The sequence below is a fragment of the Gordonia sp. NPDC003585 genome, assembly GCF_040610755.1.
Lineage (GTDB): Bacteria > Actinomycetota > Actinomycetes > Mycobacteriales > Mycobacteriaceae > Gordonia.
Genome location: NZ_JBEXMX010000035.1, coordinates 25175 through 43059, shown reverse-complemented (window position 1 = coordinate 43059; position 17885 = coordinate 25175). Strand labels below are relative to the sequence as shown.

Genomic DNA, 17885 nt, shown 5'->3' with positions numbered 1-17885 from the left:
CCCATTGCGGATGCGGTCGACGTGCGACACACAACCCCCGACAGGCGGTGCAAGCACCTCCGTGTGTCGTCCGTTCGTCCGTCCTCCGCAGCGCCTCCCCCGACGCGCTCCATAAGCTCACCCCAAACATCCGGCCGTCTCCAGTCCACCCTCGGATAACCCGATGAAGCTGCTGGTCAGGACGTGATTAGAGAATCCGGACCGGACAGCATGTGTTCCGGATCCGGACAAAATCAGGTCATTTGACCTGGTATCGGCACCACTAAGGACAGCCTCACCACGTGGCCGGGGTCACCTGCATTGGCGTCGCGCCGACACGTACCGGATGATTGAGCCTGCAAGTTTCAGGTGTTCGGTTGGTCGGGGTCGTGGGTGATGGTCAGTGGATTTCGGTGAGGCGTTGGCGCGCCTGTTCGTCCAAGCTGGACGACCCACGCTCCGCGCTGCTGCCTCCCGCGCGAAGGCGTCCGCCCAACGCATCAGCGACTGGCGCAATGGGCGTCACCTGCCGCGCGACTTCGCTACCGTCGAGCCGCTTCTCCTCTGGCTGACGTCGCGTGCGGTCGCGGCCGGCGAGGCCGATGTCCTGAGCATCCCGCAGTGGCGGGAACTCTGGGACCGTCACCTCGAGGAGGCCCTCGACACCGACGCGACCACCGCACCGGTCACCCGACCGTATGCCGGTCTGGCGACGCTCACCGCCGCGGACAGTTCTCTGTTCTTCGGCCGGGACGATCTGGTCACGACGCTCGTCGACACGATCTTGGCGGCTGCCTGCGAGCCGGCACCCGGCGGTGCGACGGATCGGGGTCCCGGGGCACGGATCGTCGTGGTCACCGGGGTGTCGGGTTCGGGCAAGTCGTCGCTCCTGCGCGCGGGCCTGGCACGCGACCGGCGCCTCGAGACACCGAGTCACGCGACCGTCGGGCCCGCGGGCATTCGCCTCGACCCCACCGACGCCGACTCCGGCGACAGCCCGGCCGTGATCGTGATCGACCAGTTCGAGAACGCCTTCTCTCTGGAACCGGACGCACTGACCTCCACCTTGCTGGAGGTGGAAAGGCTGGCGCGCGACTCCGTGGTGGTGCTCGGCATCCGGGCCGACTTCTTCGAACAGTGCGTGGAGTTCCCGTTGCTCGCCGACGCCTGGCAGTCGCGGTGCGTCATCGTCTCCGAGATGACGCGCAACCAGTTGCGCGAGGTCATCACCGGTCCGGTGCGTATCGCCGGCGGCCGCATCGAATCCGGCCTGGCCGACGTGATGATCACCGACCTGTACGAGGCGTCGACGGTCAGCGACCGGGCCGGACGACTACCGCTGCTCGCCCACGTCCTCCAGGCGACCTGGACGCGCCGATCCGGGAACCGGATGACCCTGTCGGCCTACCGCGCGACCGGCGGCATCGCGCGTGCCGTCGCCGATACCGCCGAGGCCGCCTGGGCCGCACTCGACCTGGGTGACCAGGACCTGGCCCGCGCCTTGCTGCTCGGTCTGGTGCACGTCGGCCCGGCCGGAATCGCGTTGCGCGTGCCGCTCGCCCCGGCGACGATCGCGAGCCGCTTCCCGCCGACGGTCTCGTCGGTCATCGACATCTTCGCCCAGGCTCGCCTGCTGACCGTGTCCACGGACTCGGTGATGTTGGTACATGACGTCGTCCTCACCGCCTGGCCGCGTCTGGCGGAGTGGATCGCCGCGGACTCCGGCACCCATCTGTGGCGCCAGCAACTCGACGCCGACACCGAGTCGTGGGTGAGTTCGGGTCGTAGCCGGTCGTTCCTCTACACCGGCTCGCGGTTGGACGACGCACGTCACCATCGGACATCGTTGCGGCGCACGTACCAGCACCTCCTGAGTAAGGAGAACGACGAGTTCCTCGACGCCGCGGCCGCCCAGCAGCGCCGCCGACGTCTGCTCCTGATCGTCGCGGCCGTCATCGTCGCCGGTCTGGCGGTCGCGTCGACCATCACGGCCGCCATCGGACTGCGGCAGGCCCACGACCTCACCCTGCAGCGCAACGCGGCCGAGCGGGCAGCGCTCCTGTCCCACATCGACAGCATGCAGCAGACCAATCCGTCGCTGGCCGCGCGACTGCTCCTCGTCGCGCACAACCTCTACCCCGACGACCCGACGGTGACGAGCCGCGTCCGCGGCGCGGCGACCAGCCCGCTGGCCTACCCACTGACCGGCCACACCGGACCGGTCTACGACCTCGCCTTCAACAGCGACGGCCGGTTCCTGGCGTCGGCCGGCGGTGATCGAGAGGTTCGGCTCTGGCAACGCAGCGCCGACGCCGCCGGATACCGTCAGCAAGCGGTGATGACGGGGTTCGGGCAGTACGTGACATCGGTGAGTTTTCACCCCACCCGGCCGCTGCTGGCCTCCGGCAGCGGGGACGGGACGGTCCGGCTGTGGGACATCTCCACACCGTCGGCACCGCGGCTGGCCGCGACGATGTCGCCGGGACACGGGACGGTCTACATGGTGCGGTTCGCGACCGACGGCACCACGCTGGCCGCGTCGTCGGACGACGGAACCATCACCATCTTCTCGGTGCCGGCGGTCGGCGCCCCGGTCGAGACGGCCGTCTTGCGGGGACATTCCGCGGCGGCGCGCACCCTCGCGTACAGCCCGGACGGGCGACTGCTCGCCAGCGGCGGCGACGACCGGGTGGTGCGACTCTGGACAACGGGCCCCACGCCGGTGCCCGTCGGCGCCCCGATCGCCGGGTTCCCGAGCATCACCCATTCGGTGACGTTCGGCCCCGACAGCCGGCAACTCGCGGTGACCGGCGACAGCCCGAACGCCCAGATCTGGAATGTCGCTGACCCGCAGCGACCGGTCCCGGTCAGCACGTCGTTGCCCAACACCACTGCCGGCTCGTGGTCGATCGATTTCAGTCCGGCAGGCAATCAGCTCGCCTCAGCACGGGCCGACGGGACGGTCACCGTGTGGAACACCGCCAACCCGACCACGCCGATCACGCAGTGGGCGCTGCAAACCGCGTCGGAACAGGGCTCGGTGCGCACGTTCTCCGCGCAGTTCAGTCCGGACGGGTCGGAGTTGGTGTCCGGCAGATCCGACGGCACGCTCGACGTGTGGAGCCTGCCGTCGACCACACACCCCGACCACGGCGGCACCATCACCGGTATCGGCCAGAGCGCGGACGCCCGCATTCTGGCGACGGTCGGGGTCGACACCACCCTCAACGTGTGGACCAACGATGCCGGTGTGCTGACGTTTCGGTCGCGCACCCCGATCCAGCGTCGCGTCAACGACCATCCGCGGGTGAGCGTCAACGCCACCGGCACACAAGTCGCCACGGCCAACAACAACGGTGGCGTGGTCGAGTTGTGGGACATTCGCAACCCGTCGCGTCCGCGTGCCGCAGCCAAACTCGAGATCGGTACCCGGTATTCGTCACCGGTCGCCTTCGCGCCGACCGGCCTCGAGGGTGGCGGCATCCTGGCGACCGGCGCCGACGATTTCAGTGTTCGTCTCTGGACCACTGGCGACCCCAACCGGCCGACGCCGTTCGGGCCGGTGCTGCGCGGCCCGTCCGACCTGATCCGCGGTATCGCGTTCAGCCCGCAGGGCGATCGCCTCGCCGTCACCTCCGACGACAAACGCGTCTACATCTACGACGTCGCCGCACAGCGGGCGGAGCCGATCGCGATCATCGACGACGTCGCACCGGTCACCGCGGCCGTGTTCTCCGACGACGGCAATGTGCTCGTGGTCGCCTCCAAGGATCTGAGCACCTGGCATCTGCCCCGTGGCGAGGGCCCGGCGACGCCGATCGACCGGCGCACCGACATGCATGTGTCGACGCTGTCGCTTGCCCCGTCCCGGGTGATCGTGGGCACCTCCACCCACGAACTCATGAGCTTCGCCATCAGCGCCGACGGCAAACTGTCCGATCAGCAATCGGTGCTTCCGCTGCTCGCGACCACCGACTCCACCACGACGTGGCAGTTCCCGCCGCTGACGACCGCCGACGACATGATCGTCACCGGCGGCGACACCACCGGCGCGGTCTACCAGCAGACAATGCGCGTCGAAGATGCCCAACACTGGATCTGCAACAGCACGCCCCCACTCACCGACGGCCAGCAGGAGGCGTACCTCCCGCACACCGAGATCAAGGCGGGTTGCTGAGCGAGATCAGCGCTCGCTTTCTGGATTCGCGACACACCGACGCGCGCTCGAACGAGGGGTGGTCGTCCGGCCGAAGGCCACACAAGAAAGTAGGGGAAGAAACTTCTTCCCCTACCCTTGGAGTCCTCCCCACAAAATTTCGCGGGGACGGCTTGGAACTTAGGGGAGGAAGTTCTTCCCCTAGATTTTTCGGCACTACGCAAGCGCATTCTCCCAGGTCAGAGGACCGGTCACCGAACTCTTCGGCTCAGGCCTTCAGACGTGCCGCCATCCAGTCGATCGTCTGCATGCCGAAGAGGTCGGTGCCCCAGCCGTACATGTTGGTCAGGAAGTTGACCATGCTGCAGTTGGTCGGGTGATAGTCCACCCGGGTTCCGCCGAGCCGGTATTGCCTCGTCAGATTGCGCGCGTCGGCAGCCGGAACGATCGACATGAACGAGTCGTCGGCGACGCAGGACGCGATGAGGACCGGCGCCTTCGGTGCCTGGTGGCCGAGCACGTTGTCGCGATAGGCGCGCTGGAAGTCGGGGATGTCGGCGGGATGCTGACCGTTCTTGAACAGTGCCTGCAACGGCAGGAACGGGGTCGCGAAGTACGCAGGGGTCTGGCATTGGGTCCGGAAGACGTCGGCGAGGGCCTTGCCTGCCGGAGAGAGCTTCTCGTCGATCTTCATCTCGGGGTAGCGCGGTTCGAGGCCGAGCAGAGTCGCGAAGGCGAAGCCCGAACCGATGGACCCCGACGACGTGCGAATGAAGTTGCGCTGATCGACGGCCATCCCCTCGAGCACCGTGCCCTTGATGTTGAGTTCCGGGGCGTAGTCCGCGGCCCGCTCGGCGGCGAAGGCCGCGCCCACGCCACCGCCGGCGATGCCGAACATCGAAATAGGTGCGCGGGCAGAGAGTTTCGCCGGACGGTGAGCCAGCGCGGCACGCAGGCCGTCGAGCAGTGCGTTGGCTCCGAACTTTCCGGCAAATACTCCGTGCGGCCGCGGATCCGCGTTGTTGCCGACGTCGCTGACCATCACGGCGTACCCCTTGCCGAACATCATCGCCAGTGGCCCCAACGCCGACCACGACGCACCGTCCATCGGATCTTTCCCCGTCCACATCGTCGACGGATGGCAGTAGGCGCCGACGCTGTCGTTGGCGAACTGATACCCGATCACCGGACGAGTGGCGTCGGACCGACCGTCGACCGGGACCATGAGAATGCCCGTGCTGATCTCGGCCTCACCGTTGAGGCCACGCGTCACGTACATCAGCTGGTATGCGTCGAGATTTCCTGGACGAAAACCGGTGAACTGCACCGCGACTCGGCGTGCCTTGACGATCTTTCCGGGCGCCTCGTCGCCCCGCAGGCGGGGTTCGCGGAAGAACGGGTCGTTCGACACGAGAGGCGTGAAGATCTCCTGCGGTGACGCCACTCGTCCGTCGGTGAAGGTGCCGAGGACGTAGCCGTTGAAGATCTCGTTCAGACCGGGCGTCCGGTTGGGTGCGGCGTCGGCCGACGGCACCGAGGTGAGCAGTGCACACGCGGCGAGAACGAACGCGATCGTGGTACGCCTCCACACCTTTGCGCTGGTGTCGAGAGTCGAAGTCCGGGCATGGGTCACTGCTGCAGCCTTTGCGTCAGGACGTCACCGGGAGACCCCCGACCCAGGCGACTTCGTCATTGGTCATTGACAACATTGCTCATTGACAACGAGACGAACTCTAGATTGCGTCTCAGCTCGGCCGCAAATCATCGTGGCGCAGGTCACTTCGGCCGACTCGCGGGCGGCGACGCAACGAAAGCGCTCCGCAGTTCGACGAGAATCCGACGACCCGCGGAGCGCTTTGCATTGTTGTGCGAGAAGCAGACTCAGTGCTTCGGCAGGAAGGACCGGGCGAGATCGCCGACCGGGCCGAGCTGCGGGTTCGCGTCGATGGCACGATCGACCGCCGTGACAATGTTCTGCACGGTCGGGTTCTCGGTGACCTCGGCAACCGGGGCGGGCACGACGGCAGGCACAGGAGCCTGTGCCGCAACGCGTTCCGGCGCCGGAACCTGAGCAGGAGCCGACACGTAGGTGGCGCCGATGGCCGCACCCACACCGGCACCGATCGCAGCGCCGATGCCCATGCCGACGAGCGGAGTGGCGATGACCGCAAGCGGCCACGCGACTGCGAGGACGAACGGAGCAACAGGAGCGCCCGCGCCAGTCGCTGCGACGATCGCAGTGGCCGCCGCCGACGCGATGGTGCCGACAAGTGGCGCCGCCAAGAATCCGATACCGAAGCCGATGGCGCCACCGGCGATGGCACCGACGATCGTCGAAGTGCCGATGGCCTCCGGCGAGGCGGCCTCATGACGTCCCGGTACATCCTTCAGGACCCCGGCGTTGTTGAGGACCGCCGACGACGGAATCGCCACCAGGCGAAGGACATTCGGTCCTGCAACGTTCTCCGGGGTGATCGGCGTCATCGCGATCCGCGGCGCCACGTGCGCGGCGACCTGCGAGATGGCCACCGACGGTGCCGCGACCGACTGCGCGCCGGTCACGCCGGCACTGGCCGACGGTGTGGCCATCGCAAGGGCACTGGCCATCGCGACACCCGCGAGACCGGCCCCCACCGTACGATTCATCCAACGACGACGCCCGGCGTCGGCGCCGAGCGACAGCGTCGCCGAGCCCCCCGCGGACATGTCCAATCCCATGTTTTCCCGACCCATTGGACCTTCCATTCATTCAGTTGAAATCTTCTTGCCAGACGGCAACCTCAATCTACGATCGATGATCACGATTGGCTAACGCGAGCAGTCGCCATGTGACGGAGATCGCATCCGGCCTTCAGAGTGACTGGGGCCCAACATGTCTGTTCAGAAACGAAATTGACAATCGCACATCAACGGAAGCCCAACACCTCGTCGCCCCAGGTGCGGCGGAGGTCCGCGTCGAGGTCGTCGACCACGCGATCCTGGGCGTCGACAACGAGGACCGAGCGCGTGCCCGTGTGATATCCCGGCCATTCCGGATGGACCTCGTCGGTGTGCGGCACACCGGTCCTGGCGAAAGATGTCCAGCGTCTCATCAGACGCCGAGACACGTCAGCACCATCGGCACGACCACCGAGAAGAAAGGTGATGTCACGAGATCCGGCAACGAGATTGCCCCAGACATAAGGCAATTCGGTTGCATGTGCCGCACCAAGTCGTAGTGCCCGCAGCATTCGCGTCGCCCAGTCGAAGCGATAGACGAACACGGGTGCTCGCGTGGAGTGCGCGTCGGCCACCCACAGCGTCGGCATCCGGAACGCGACGTCGCGGGCGACGCCGAGGCCGGCGACCTTCGGCTTCAATCCCGAGTACGCGGCGATGATCTCGGCGCGGGCGGGCAGGGTGACGTGCGGGTACTCGCGCGCAATGTCGGCGAACATGCGAGTGATGTCGTGGGGTGTGATCGGCATGAGTGGTGACTTCATCCACTTGAAGAGGTTCGCCTCGTCGCGGTTGGTACCGATGAGCAGTGGCACCGGCAGCGACGACCCGTCGCGGTAGACGTCGATCGGGTGCCGTTGCACGAGGTCGCCGTCGATGACCGGCGCGAAGGCGATGGTGCCGGGGCTGTCCGCAGGGACGTCGGCGAAAACCCGCATCGACGCGGCCACGATCGCAGCAGGATCGGGATCGAACAATGCTTCCGGAGTGGGAGTTTCGCCATCCGGGGCGCCGACGCCGAGCGCGCGGAGGAAGGAACGGGTCACGCGTCGGGCTCGGTCGTGGTCGTACATCGAGGTTGCCGGTGAACTCTGCGCGATGGCCCGATGGAACAGCCCCTCGGCGACCGGCATGGTGAGCAGAGTGGTGACGATGCCGCCGCCGGCGGACTCGCCGAACACCGTCACGTTTGCCGGGTCGCCCCCGAACGCCTCGATCGTCTCCTGCACCCACCGCAGCGCGGCGAGTACGTCACTGAGGGCCGTGTTGGTCTCGAACTGCTCGCCGAGCGTCGACAGGTCCGCGAAACCCAGTGCGCCGAGTCGGTAGTTGAAGGTCACGACCACCACGTCACCGGTCGCCGCGAGCTGCGTTCCGTCGTAGAGCGGCTGCGTCCCGGAGCCGAAAACGTATGCGCCACCGTGAATCCAGACCATCACCGGGAGTTTGGATTCCGGCGTGGCGCCGGCAGGCGCCCATACGTTGAGCCTCAGGCAGTCCTCGGACATCTCGGTTCCGGGACCGAGAGCGATCGCCGGATTCTTCTCTTGCGGACACACCGGTCCGTTGGCGCCCGCATCGAATTCATTCTCGTACGGAACGGGTGGTTGCGCACGGCGCCAACGCAATTCGCCGACCGGGGCCGCCGCGAACGGCATGCCGCGCCAGACGTTGACGGCACCTTCCGTCGATTCCGCTCGGCGCCCGCGCACGGGCCCGAGGTGGGTGGTCACGACGGGGCGGGGTACCTCGGCGTCGACGTCGTTGTCTTCTGCCATGTCCCAATCATGCCGCGAATCTGAGGCGGTGTCCGAAATTGCGCCGCAAAGTACAACGACCACGTGGGAGCCCACTCAACGATTCGGGCCGCCCAGTCAACGATTTGGGACGCACGGTCAACGGGGTGGGGCGATAGCCTCGACCATGTGGCCCTCACCGAACTCGTCGACCTGCCCGGCGGCACGTTCCGGATGGGTTCGGACCGCCACTACCCCGAGGAACGGCCGGCACATGAGCGGACGGTCGGGGCGTTCGCGATCGAACGTCACCCGGTGACCAACGCCCAGTACGCGGAGTTCGTCGCCGACACCGGCTATGTCACCGTCGCCGAGGAGCCCATCGACCCGGCAGACTTCCCCGACGCCGACCCGGCCGCGCTGGTGCCGGGTGCCCTGGTGTTCACCCCGACCACTCACCCGGTGAACCTGGCCGACTGGCGACAGTGGTGGCGCTGGCAGCCCGGTGCGTGCTGGCGTCATCCGGACGGGCCGGAGTCCAGCGTCGGAGCTGTGCCCGACCATCCCGTCGTCCACGTCGCCTATCGCGATGCCGCGGCCTACGCGCGGTGGGCCGGACGCCGACTCCCCACCGAGGCGGAGTGGGAGTACGCGGCGCGGGGCGGTCTGGAGGGTCGGGAGTATGCGTGGGGCGATGAACTCCATCCCGGTGGCGCCGATCTCGCCAACACGTGGAAGGGCCGGTTCCCGTTCCAAAGCGACGGTTGGGGCACCACGTCGCCGATCGGCACCTACCCCCCGAATGGGTACGGCCTCGTCGACATGATCGGCAACGTGTGGGAACGAACCTCCGACGTCTTCACACCGCGCCACGTCGTGCCCGACGCGGTACACGTCGGCGAATTTCATGTCGAGGCCGACGGTCGACCCGACCTCCTGGCACCGACCACATCACCGCAGGTCATGAGGGTCACCAAGGGCGGATCGTTCATCTGCGCGCCCGAATATTGCCGGCGCTACCGGCCGGCCGCGCGCTCCGCGCAGTCCGACGACTCCGCGACCTCACACCTCGGGTTTCGCTGCGTCGGGTGACTCGGGTGACTCAGGTGACTCAGACGACTCGGGTGACTCAGACGACTTGGGTGGCCGGCGCCAGATCAACTGCCAGGGAAGTGCGCAGAGCAGCAGTCCGCCGCCGACCGCGCCCAACGTCGTCGCCCACACGAATCGTTCCGAGGTCAGGGCCGCGCAACTCGACTCCGCAGCGGCGGCGGTGTCACGCATGACGCTCTTGTGCCACGCCGCCGAGCAGATGATGGGATTCGGATACGCGTCCTGGGTGAGCGCTGGCCGGGTGAAGCCGATGATGCATGCCGCGATGACACAAGCCAGACCCATCAGTGCGAACCGAATGTGCGCCACGCTTTCCGACCATATAGCCGGATGAGTCTCGTCACACTCAGGAACACGCGGGGCCCCGACGTCCGTTGTCGTCGGGGCCCAAAACGTGCGTGGAGCCCCCTGTCAGGATTGAACTGACGACCGCTCGCTTACAAGGCGAGTGCTCTACCACTGAGCTAAGGAGGCCTGCGTGCGCGAGTATATCGGCAGTGCGTTGCGTCGCCTCACCGGCACCAGCCAGGCGACGATCGACACCATCGAACCCGGCAGCATCATGGTGTCGCCGCGAAAACCGATCGATCGGTTCGACGTCGCGGCGATCACCGAGGTGCTCGACCTCGCCACCAAGATCGGTGCGGTACTCCTGGATTCGGGCACTGCCGCCATCGACACCCAGAGCCAGATCAAGTTCGTCGCCGGCGCCTACGGGCTGGCCGACATCGACGTCGATGTCACCTACAACACGATCGTGGTCAGCGCCCGACGCGGCGCCACCCTCCCACCGATCACGACGATGGAGCAGGTCTACTACCGCTCGATGGACTTCACCCGTCTCGCACAAGTGGACAAGCTGATCCGTCGGATTCGGGACACCGGGATCACTCCGTCGACGGCCCACCAGATGGTCGACAACATCATCGCCGCGCCGCATCCGTACCCGCATGCGGTTGCCACCGTCGCCTGGGGCGTCATGGCGTCGGGGATCGCGGTCCTGCTCGGCGGACATGTTCTCGTCGGCCTTCTCGCGTTCCTGACGACCGTCGTCACCGTCACGGTCAACCGCAGGCTCAACCGGATCGGCACCCCGGTGTTCTTCCAGCAGGTTGCGGGTGGATTCATCGCCGTCGTGCCGGCCGCGGTGGTCTTCGGCAACGCCGAGGCCCTCGGGGTGACGATCGCGCCGTCGCAGGTCATCGCGGCGGGCATCGTCGTGCTGCTGTCCGGTTTGTCGCTCGTCGGGTCGGTGCAGGACGCCATCACCGGCGCCCCGATCACCGGGGTGGCGCGGTTCTTCGAACTGCTGCTGATGACCGGCGGCATCATCGCGGGGGTCGGCATCGCCATCCGCATCCTCGAACTCACCGGCATCTACCTGCCGACCATCACCACGTCGACCAGCTTCGACGCGGTCGAGATCCCCTCACGCGTGATCGCCGGAGCGGTCGCGTCATGTGCCTATGCGCTGGCCAGCTACGCGGAGAAGCGGGCCTTGCCGGTCGCCTTCCTCGGCGGCCTGATCGGCTCCGGCGTGGTCGCAGGCGTCACGTATTTCCTGCAGGTTGGTGACGTGATCGCCAACGGCACCGCAGCCGCCTGCGTCGGGCTCATCGGTGGCCTGCTGGCGCGCCGAGCACTGACGCCACCACTGGTCGTCGCGGTCGCGGGCATCACACCGCTGCTGCCCGGCCTCGCCGTCTATCGCGGGCTCTACGGAATCCTCAACGACCAGACCCTCGACGGTTTCACCTGGGTGGCCGCGGCGCTCGGCGTCGGCTGTGCACTTGCCGCGGGGGTGACGCTCGGCGAGTTCGTCGCACGGTCGCTGCGCCGACCCCAGTTGTCGACCAGACCCGAATGGTTGCTGCGGCGCCGACTCGGCGCGCGCGAGTACCGCCAACGTCGGTGAAACCGTCCGCCCGACCGGTGTCGGGTATGAGCGCAATCACGGCCAGGTAGAATCGATCAGGGCGCAGCGCTGCCACTTCTCGGCAGCGCGCCCAGACCAGCGACTGCACAACGAGGGGACGAGATGCCCGCGAAGACCACCGACATCGCCGACGAAGAGCTCGAGCCGGTAGCCGACGAGACCGCCAATTCGGCGCGACGCGTCGTTGCGGCTTACGCCACCGACGCCGACGAGTGCCGGATGCTGCTGTCCATGTTGGGTATCGCACCGGGCGAGAACGCCTAGAACGGTGACGCCGGAAGCGGGCGACCCAATTGGCCAGAGCGGGCCGAGTGTGACCGGCGCCGGGAGCGAAGCGAGCGGGCCGAATGTGACCGGCGCCGGGAGCGAAGCGAGCGGGCCGAATGTGACCGGCGCCGGGAGCGAAGCGAGCGGGCCGAATGTGACCGGCGCTGGCAATGCCGAGTTTGTGGTTGTCGCGAATCGGTTGCCCGTGGACAAGGAGGTCCTGCCCGACGGGACGGTGCGCTGGAAGCGCAGCCCCGGTGGGTTGGTCACCGCGCTCGAACCGATCCTGCGGTCGCACACCGGCGCCTGGGTGGGGTGGTCGGGGATCGCCGATTCCTACGACAACCCCGACATCGAGGGCATCGACATTCACGCGGTGCCGCTGTCGACCCGCGAGATCGCCGAGTATTACGAAGGCTTCTCCAACGCCACGCTGTGGCCGCTCTATCACGACGTCATCGTCAAGCCCGAGTACCACCGCGAGTGGTGGAACACCTATGTCGAGGTGAACCGCCGGTTCGCGGAGGAGACCTCGAAGGCCGCCGGCGAGGGCGCGGTGGTGTGGATTCAGGACTATCAACTGCAGCTGGTCCCGAAGATGCTGCGGATGCTGCGCCCGGACCTGCGTATCGGGTTCTTCCTGCACATTCCCTTCCCGCCGGTCGAGCTGTTCATGCAGATGCCGTGGCGGACGGAGATCGTCGAAGGTCTTCTCGGTGCCGATCTGATCGGATTTCATCTGCCCGGCGGCGCACAGAACTTCCTGTATCTGGCCCGACGACTGGCCGGGCAGGCCACCAGCAAGGGCTCGGTCGGTGTTCGTTCCCGCTTCGGCGTCGTGCAGGTAGGTTTCCGCACGGTCCGTGTCGGCGCGTTCCCAATCTCCATCGATTCCGGTGAGCTCGACGCGAAGGCGCGGTCGAAGGAGGTCCGTAAGCGGGCCGCGGAGATCCGCAAGGAACTCGGCAATCCGAAGACGATCTTGCTCGGGGTCGATCGCCTCGATTACACCAAGGGCATCGACGTGCGGCTCCGCGCGCTCTCCGAATTGCTCGCAGAAGAACGCATCGACCCGCACGAGACGGTGATGGTGCAGCTCGCGACGCCCAGCCGCGAACGCGTCGACAGCTACGTGAAGATGCGGGCCGGTATCGAGCAATTGGTCGGCAACATCAACGGCAGTTACGGGGCGGTCGGGCAGCCGGTGATCCAGTACCTGCATCGCCCGGTCCCGCGCGACGAACTCATCGCGTTCTTTGTGGCTGCCGACGTCATGCTCGTCACGCCGCTACGCGACGGCATGAACCTGGTGGCCAAGGAGTATGTGGCCTGCCGCAGCGATCTCGGCGGTGCGCTGGTTCTCAGCGAATTCACTGGGGCTGCAGCGGAATTGCGCTCTGCCTACCAGGCCAACCCGTACGATCTGGACGGCGTGAAGGACGCGATCGCGGCTGCCGTCGACCAGACTCCGAACGAGGGCCGACGCCGCATGCGAGCCCTGCGCAGGCAGGTCCTGACGCACGACGTCGCCAAGTGGGCGGAGGCCTTCCTGGGTGCGTTGTCGGCGACAGCGGAGACCGCGTCGTCGGCCAATCGTGGTGTCCACCTGGTCAGCGAGTCCGACGCGGAGGCCGTGTTGGAGTCGGACGAGCGGAGTGTTCAGAACACATGAGCGCCAACGGAATCCCCGGGGACCTGACCGAAGCACTCACGGCAGCGGCAGGTCGGGGCCGACTGTTGGTCGCATCGGACTACGACGGCTGTATCTCGCCGATCGTGTCGCGGCCTGAAGATGCCGTCCCCAATCCGGCGTCGATCACGGCGATCGAACACGTTGCCGCTCTTCCCGATACGTTTGTCGCGGTCATCTCGGGCCGTGAGCTCGCCGTGTTGGCCCAGCTGTCCGGTCTGCATGCCCCGGCCATCCTGGTGGGCAGTCACGGCAGCGAGTTCGAGTCCGGCTTCGCCGAGGAGATCACCCCGGAGCGCGCGGCCCTACTCGATCGCCTGATCGCCGAACTGCGGTCCATTGCAAGCGATTACCCCGGAGCGATGGTCGAGACCAAACCGGCCAGCACCACCTTGCACGTGCGTAACGTCGAGCAGGACGCCGACGACGCGCTGGATCGGGTGCGCCGCGGCCCGGCGTCGTGGAGCGGCGTTCAGGTGACCGAGGGCAAGGCCATCATCGAACTTGCCGTCATCGAGACCAGCAAGGGCCACGCGCTCGATGTGCTTCGCAAGCAACACGATGCCGATGTGGTGATCTACATCGGCGACGATGTGACCGACGAGAAGGCATTCGCTCACCTGCGGCCCGCCGACGGCGACGTCGGTATCAAGGTCGGCACCGGCGACACCATCGCCGGCTACCGCGTCGACGACACCGACGACGTCGCAACGGTTCTCGACTTCGTCGCCACGCATCGTCAACCGTCGGGCACCGGCACCTGACGCCGATCGGGTCCGATGGCTTTCTGGCGTCGTGAGAGTCCGGCCGCGAACTCCGCGATCGGGGGAATGAAGGTCGCCAACCTGACAGGTCCGGGATGTTCCGATGACTTCGGTGTGGGCGCAGCGGATCTGGGTGCCATGGTGCAGGCGCCAAACGGCAAGATCGTCGCCGTTTTCGGTGACACCTACCGTGATGCGCGGGCCGGATCACCGGATTGGCGGTCTCCGGTCATCCTGGTCGGCCACCGTGATCCCGGCGGCGAGCTGGTATGGGAGCACGCGGGCGGCCCCGACCCCGACTACGCGCGCCAATTGTGGCCCTACACCCACGATTCCCCGCCCTGGCGCCGCGGCGGATTCTCCACGGTGATCCCCAGTGACGTGCTGCGCGTCGGCGACGACCTGTTCCTGCACGCCATGGTGATAAAGGGATTCCCGCGGGTGGCGTGGTCGGAGATCTGGCGGTCGTCCGACAACGGCGTCACGTGGGGCCACATGGGACGGCATGCGGGCTTCGCCGCCGGCCTCCACGACGGTTTGGCACAGTCGTGGACCTGGGACTACGACCCCGACGACGGTTGGGTGTACGTGATCTCGACGGTGTTCCAGGCGGGTTCGGGAATGATCCTGCGACGTGTGCGTCCCGCCGACATCGGCGACCGCGATCGCTACGTCACCTGGGGATTCCAGGATGGCCGGTGGGCCTGGGGCGTTCCGCCGACGGTGATCACGCCACCCGGAGAGCTGTGGCGGGAGACCACCTTTCGTCGTCTGCGGGGTGAGCACGGGGTGGGCTGGGTACTCGGCGGCTTCTGCATCTCCGACCGCGGACTCTCCTACCGGGTACTCGAGCGCCCCACCGACGACGTGGGTTCTCGCGTCAAGACGATGCCGATCTCCGAGCTGTCGGACTGGTCGGTCGAGGACCATCCGGGCGGTCGGGTCGCACAAGCGTACGGCGGCTACATCATTCCCGGGTCGACGCTGGACGTCCCCAACGGTATCGGTATCGCGGTGTCGCAGTGGAACACCCGAACCCACTGGCCGTACCGGGTGATGCAGTTCCAGACCACCCTGCACTCGCCGCCGGCCCGATCCGCCCCGCACGCCCGACTGGCGCAACGCGTCGGTGATTGGCAGACGACACTGGAATCCGTCAAAGCGCAGGATGATCTCGCCGACCTGGCCGTCGAGGCCGACCGCGCCCTGGACCGACTGCGTCGAGCGATAGACGGCTCCACCGACGCCTGAGCCGCCCACCACCCCGAGCCGTCCACCGCTCCGAGCCGCCTACCGCTCCCTGAGGTGCTCGAGGCGCAAGCCGAGAGCCTCGAAGGGCCGGTGAGACAAGCCAATTGGTCGACCGGGTAGTGATGGTCGCCAGGCCTTCGAGGCTCGTCGACTTCGAGACGCTCCATGCTCGTACCTCGCAGGGGCTCCTCAGCCCGGCGGCTAGCGCTCCTCGCACCTCAGGCAGCGGGGGGCGGATAGGGCTCGTCGCGCCTCAGGCAGCTGAGCTCACACGTCGGCGGCGGCGGTGACGAGCGGATCGGTGGCCGGATTCCTCCGGGCCGATTCGCGGATCACGCGGTGGACGAATCCGAGTTTGCGCACAACGGGTTTCGGGATGTCGAACGGGTACAGCGGGCGACGACCCATCGCCGAGTTCACCCGATTGAACATGGTGGACAACCACTTCCAGTCGTAGAGCAACCGTTCGATGGACTGGTCGGCGTATGACCGCAGCGGCACGATGTCGCGGTCCATGGTGAAACGAACCTGATCGCTCTCCAGCATGAGCCCGGATTCCCTTGCGGTGTCGATGGTTCCGGTGATGTGCAGGTAGTGGGCGAAGCATTCGGCGAAGTCCTCCCACGGGTGCATCGTCGCATACTCCGAGATGAAGGAGTCCTGCCAGTTGCGGGGTGGGCCGAACTTGTAGTGCCGCTCGATGGCGTCGGAGTAGCTGGCACGTTCGTCGCCGAACAGCTCGCGACATTCGTCGAGGTAGAGGTCGGCACCCGGTCCGGTTTCGACAAGGATGTGCTCGTAGTAGTGGCCGACCTCGTGGCGGAAGTGCCCGAGCATCGTCCGATAGGCCTCACCGAGATCGACGCGGAGCCGTTCGCGGTACGCGTCCTGGGTTTCGGCCAGGTCGATGGTCACCACACCGTTGGCGTGGCCGATCATCACCGGCGTGCCCAGGGTCTGACTCGACAGCAGGTCGAAGGCCAGGCCCCCTTCGGAACGCCAGAACGGCTCGACCGGCAGACCCAGGTCGACGAGCTGGTACACGAGCATCCGCAGATCGCGCAGCGCCGTCGGCAGCTTTTCCAGCGCGAGCGTGTCCTCGGCGTCGGGTTGCCGTCGGACCAGCGATCCGGGAAAGCACCGGCCGCGCAGCCCGATGTCGCGCTGCTCCACCTCGGCGAGCGTCAGCCAGTTGCAGTTGTGGTTCTGCCAGTTCGAGCATCGGACCCACCGACGACCGTCGATGTCCACGCCGGCATCGGACACCACGGCCAGGGATTGGGTGGGGAGGTGGATGCCGACCGCGGTTCCGCAGGACGGGCATTCCAGATTGTCGAATCCCGAGAGGGCGTTGCAGACCGGGCAGGTGAGCGCATGCACGCGCTCAGCCTATGTCACTCATCACCCAATGCGAATGCGTTGGGTTCCGTCGTCGACCGGCAAGTCTCCGCGCACGGTTGCGGTCACCTCGTAGGTGTTGAGCGTGATCGATCCGCGGTGGTTGTCGAGGAAGGCCGTGTCGGCGGCGTCGCGGCCGGTCGCGATCCGGACCAGACTCTGCCGCGGCGCCAGACGGGTCGCATCGACGACCACCCACTCGCCGTCGATGATGGCTTCGGCGACGGCGTGGAAGTCCATCGGGTCGCAACCGGGCGCATAGACCGCGACCAGTCGGGCCGGGATGTTCAATGCGCGCAGCAGTGCGACCACGAGGTGGGCGTAGTCGCGGCAGACGCCGGCGCCGGCCAGCAGGGTGTCGGCCGCGCCGTCGATGGGGTCACTCGCGCCGGGGATGTAGCTGAGCCGCTCTTCGACGAAGGCGGTCACCGCGTTGAGCAGTTCACCTTCGGGCAGCGTCGCGTCGAACTGTCCGGCGGCGAAGCCGAAGAACTTGTCGCACTCGGCATATCGGCTGGGCCGCAGGTACTTCGAGCGGTCGGTGAGGGCCACCGGAATCGGGTCGGCCGGCTTGGTCACCGATGCGGCGTAGTCGATGGCGATGAGTCCGCCTTCGACCTCGAAGCGGTGGATGCGCGAGCCGTGTTCGTCGACGATCTCCTCAGGGGTGATCGCCACACCGTCGATCTCGACTTTGAGTTCTTCGGTCAGCTCGAGTCCGGGCAGCTTGGCGACCGTGATCTGCATCTCTAGTTCGGTGGGTGCCCCGACAAAGACCTCGAGCTTCGCAGAGACATCGCGTGGGAGGGTCATGGACTCCACCGTAAGGGAATCGGCCGCGTGCGGCACATCGCGGTCGCGTCGTTTCCGACGCGGC

At 67.0% G+C, this 17885-nt stretch carries 13 protein-coding genes and 1 tRNA gene; 7 read left to right on the top strand and 7 right to left on the bottom strand.

Going from position 1 to position 17885, the window contains the following annotated elements; translation table 11 throughout:
* The first annotated feature begins 382 nt into the window (after window positions 1-382).
* On the top strand, window positions 383-4156 hold the full coding sequence (locus ABZW74_RS11815; protein WP_240861995.1) for a hypothetical protein: 3774 nt from the start codon (window positions 383-385) through the stop codon (window positions 4154-4156).
* Between the two features lie 247 nt (window positions 4157-4403).
* On the opposite strand, the gene ABZW74_RS11810 is transcribed toward ABZW74_RS11815, so the two are convergent.
* The 3 genes from ABZW74_RS11810 to ABZW74_RS11800 form a co-directional block, all read right to left on the bottom strand.
* The gene (locus tag ABZW74_RS11810; RefSeq protein WP_355276378.1) at window positions 4404-5726 is read right to left on the bottom strand and encodes a lipase family protein; all 1323 of its coding nucleotides are present in this window, start codon (window positions 5724-5726) and stop codon (window positions 4404-4406) included.
* 290 nt (window positions 5727-6016) lie between these two features.
* Complete coding sequence (locus tag ABZW74_RS11805; protein ID WP_240861994.1) at window positions 6017-6841, bottom strand: hypothetical protein; 825 nt, start codon at window positions 6839-6841, stop codon at window positions 6017-6019.
* 200 nt (window positions 6842-7041) lie between these two features.
* A complete protein-coding gene (locus ABZW74_RS11800) occupies window positions 7042-8631 on the bottom strand; it encodes a carboxylesterase/lipase family protein (protein ID WP_355276362.1) in 1590 nt (529 codons plus the stop codon).
* Window positions 8632-8823: 192 nt separating this feature from the next.
* On the opposite strand from ABZW74_RS11800, the gene ABZW74_RS11795 reads away from it, so the two are divergent.
* Window positions 8824-9681, top strand: a complete 858-nt coding sequence (locus ABZW74_RS11795) for a formylglycine-generating enzyme family protein (protein ID WP_240862038.1) — start codon at window positions 8824-8826, stop codon at window positions 9679-9681.
* Here the strand turns inward: ABZW74_RS11795 and ABZW74_RS11790 are convergent.
* On the bottom strand, window positions 9652-10011 hold the full coding sequence (locus ABZW74_RS11790; RefSeq protein WP_355276360.1) for a hypothetical protein: 360 nt from the start codon (window positions 10009-10011) through the stop codon (window positions 9652-9654). The two genes, ABZW74_RS11795 and ABZW74_RS11790, sit on opposite strands and share 30 nt — an antisense overlap.
* 90 nt (window positions 10012-10101) lie before the next feature.
* Window positions 10102-10176 (bottom strand) — tRNA-Thr (locus tag ABZW74_RS11785).
* A 4-nt stretch (window positions 10177-10180) separates the two neighbouring features.
* Here ABZW74_RS11785 and ABZW74_RS11780 point away from each other — a divergent pair.
* The 5 genes from ABZW74_RS11780 (at window position 10181) to ABZW74_RS11760 (ending at window position 15610) form a co-directional block, all read left to right on the top strand.
* Window positions 10181-11617, top strand: coding sequence for a threonine/serine exporter family protein (locus tag ABZW74_RS11780; RefSeq protein WP_240861988.1), 1437 nt, complete (start codon window positions 10181-10183; stop codon window positions 11615-11617).
* Window positions 11618-11740: 123 nt separating this feature from the next.
* Complete coding sequence (locus ABZW74_RS11775) at window positions 11741-11902, top strand: hypothetical protein (RefSeq protein ID WP_240861986.1); 162 nt, start codon at window positions 11741-11743, stop codon at window positions 11900-11902.
* 121 nt (window positions 11903-12023) lie between these two features.
* Entirely contained in the window at window positions 12024-13577 is a 1554-nt protein-coding gene (locus tag ABZW74_RS11770; protein ID WP_240862037.1) for a trehalose-6-phosphate synthase, read from the top strand.
* On the top strand, window positions 13574-14359 hold the full coding sequence (otsB, locus tag ABZW74_RS11765; RefSeq protein ID WP_355276357.1) for a trehalose-phosphatase: 786 nt from the start codon (window positions 13574-13576) through the stop codon (window positions 14357-14359). The genes ABZW74_RS11770 and otsB overlap by 4 nt, the downstream gene beginning before the upstream one ends.
* 15 nt (window positions 14360-14374) lie before the next feature.
* Window positions 14375-15610, top strand: a complete 1236-nt coding sequence (locus tag ABZW74_RS11760; RefSeq protein ID WP_240861981.1) for a DUF4185 domain-containing protein — start codon at window positions 14375-14377, stop codon at window positions 15608-15610.
* A 267-nt stretch (window positions 15611-15877) separates the two neighbouring features.
* Here the strand turns inward: ABZW74_RS11760 and ABZW74_RS11755 are convergent, their stop codons facing one another.
* Together ABZW74_RS11755 and ABZW74_RS11750 are read right to left on the bottom strand one after the other, a co-directional pair.
* A complete protein-coding gene (locus ABZW74_RS11755; RefSeq protein ID WP_355276355.1) occupies window positions 15878-16990 on the bottom strand; it encodes a putative zinc-binding metallopeptidase in 1113 nt (370 codons plus the stop codon).
* A 21-nt stretch (window positions 16991-17011) separates the two neighbouring features.
* On the bottom strand, window positions 17012-17821 hold the full coding sequence (locus ABZW74_RS11750; protein ID WP_355276353.1) for a transglutaminase family protein: 810 nt from the start codon (window positions 17819-17821) through the stop codon (window positions 17012-17014).
* Between the last annotated feature and the right edge of the window lie 64 nt (window positions 17822-17885).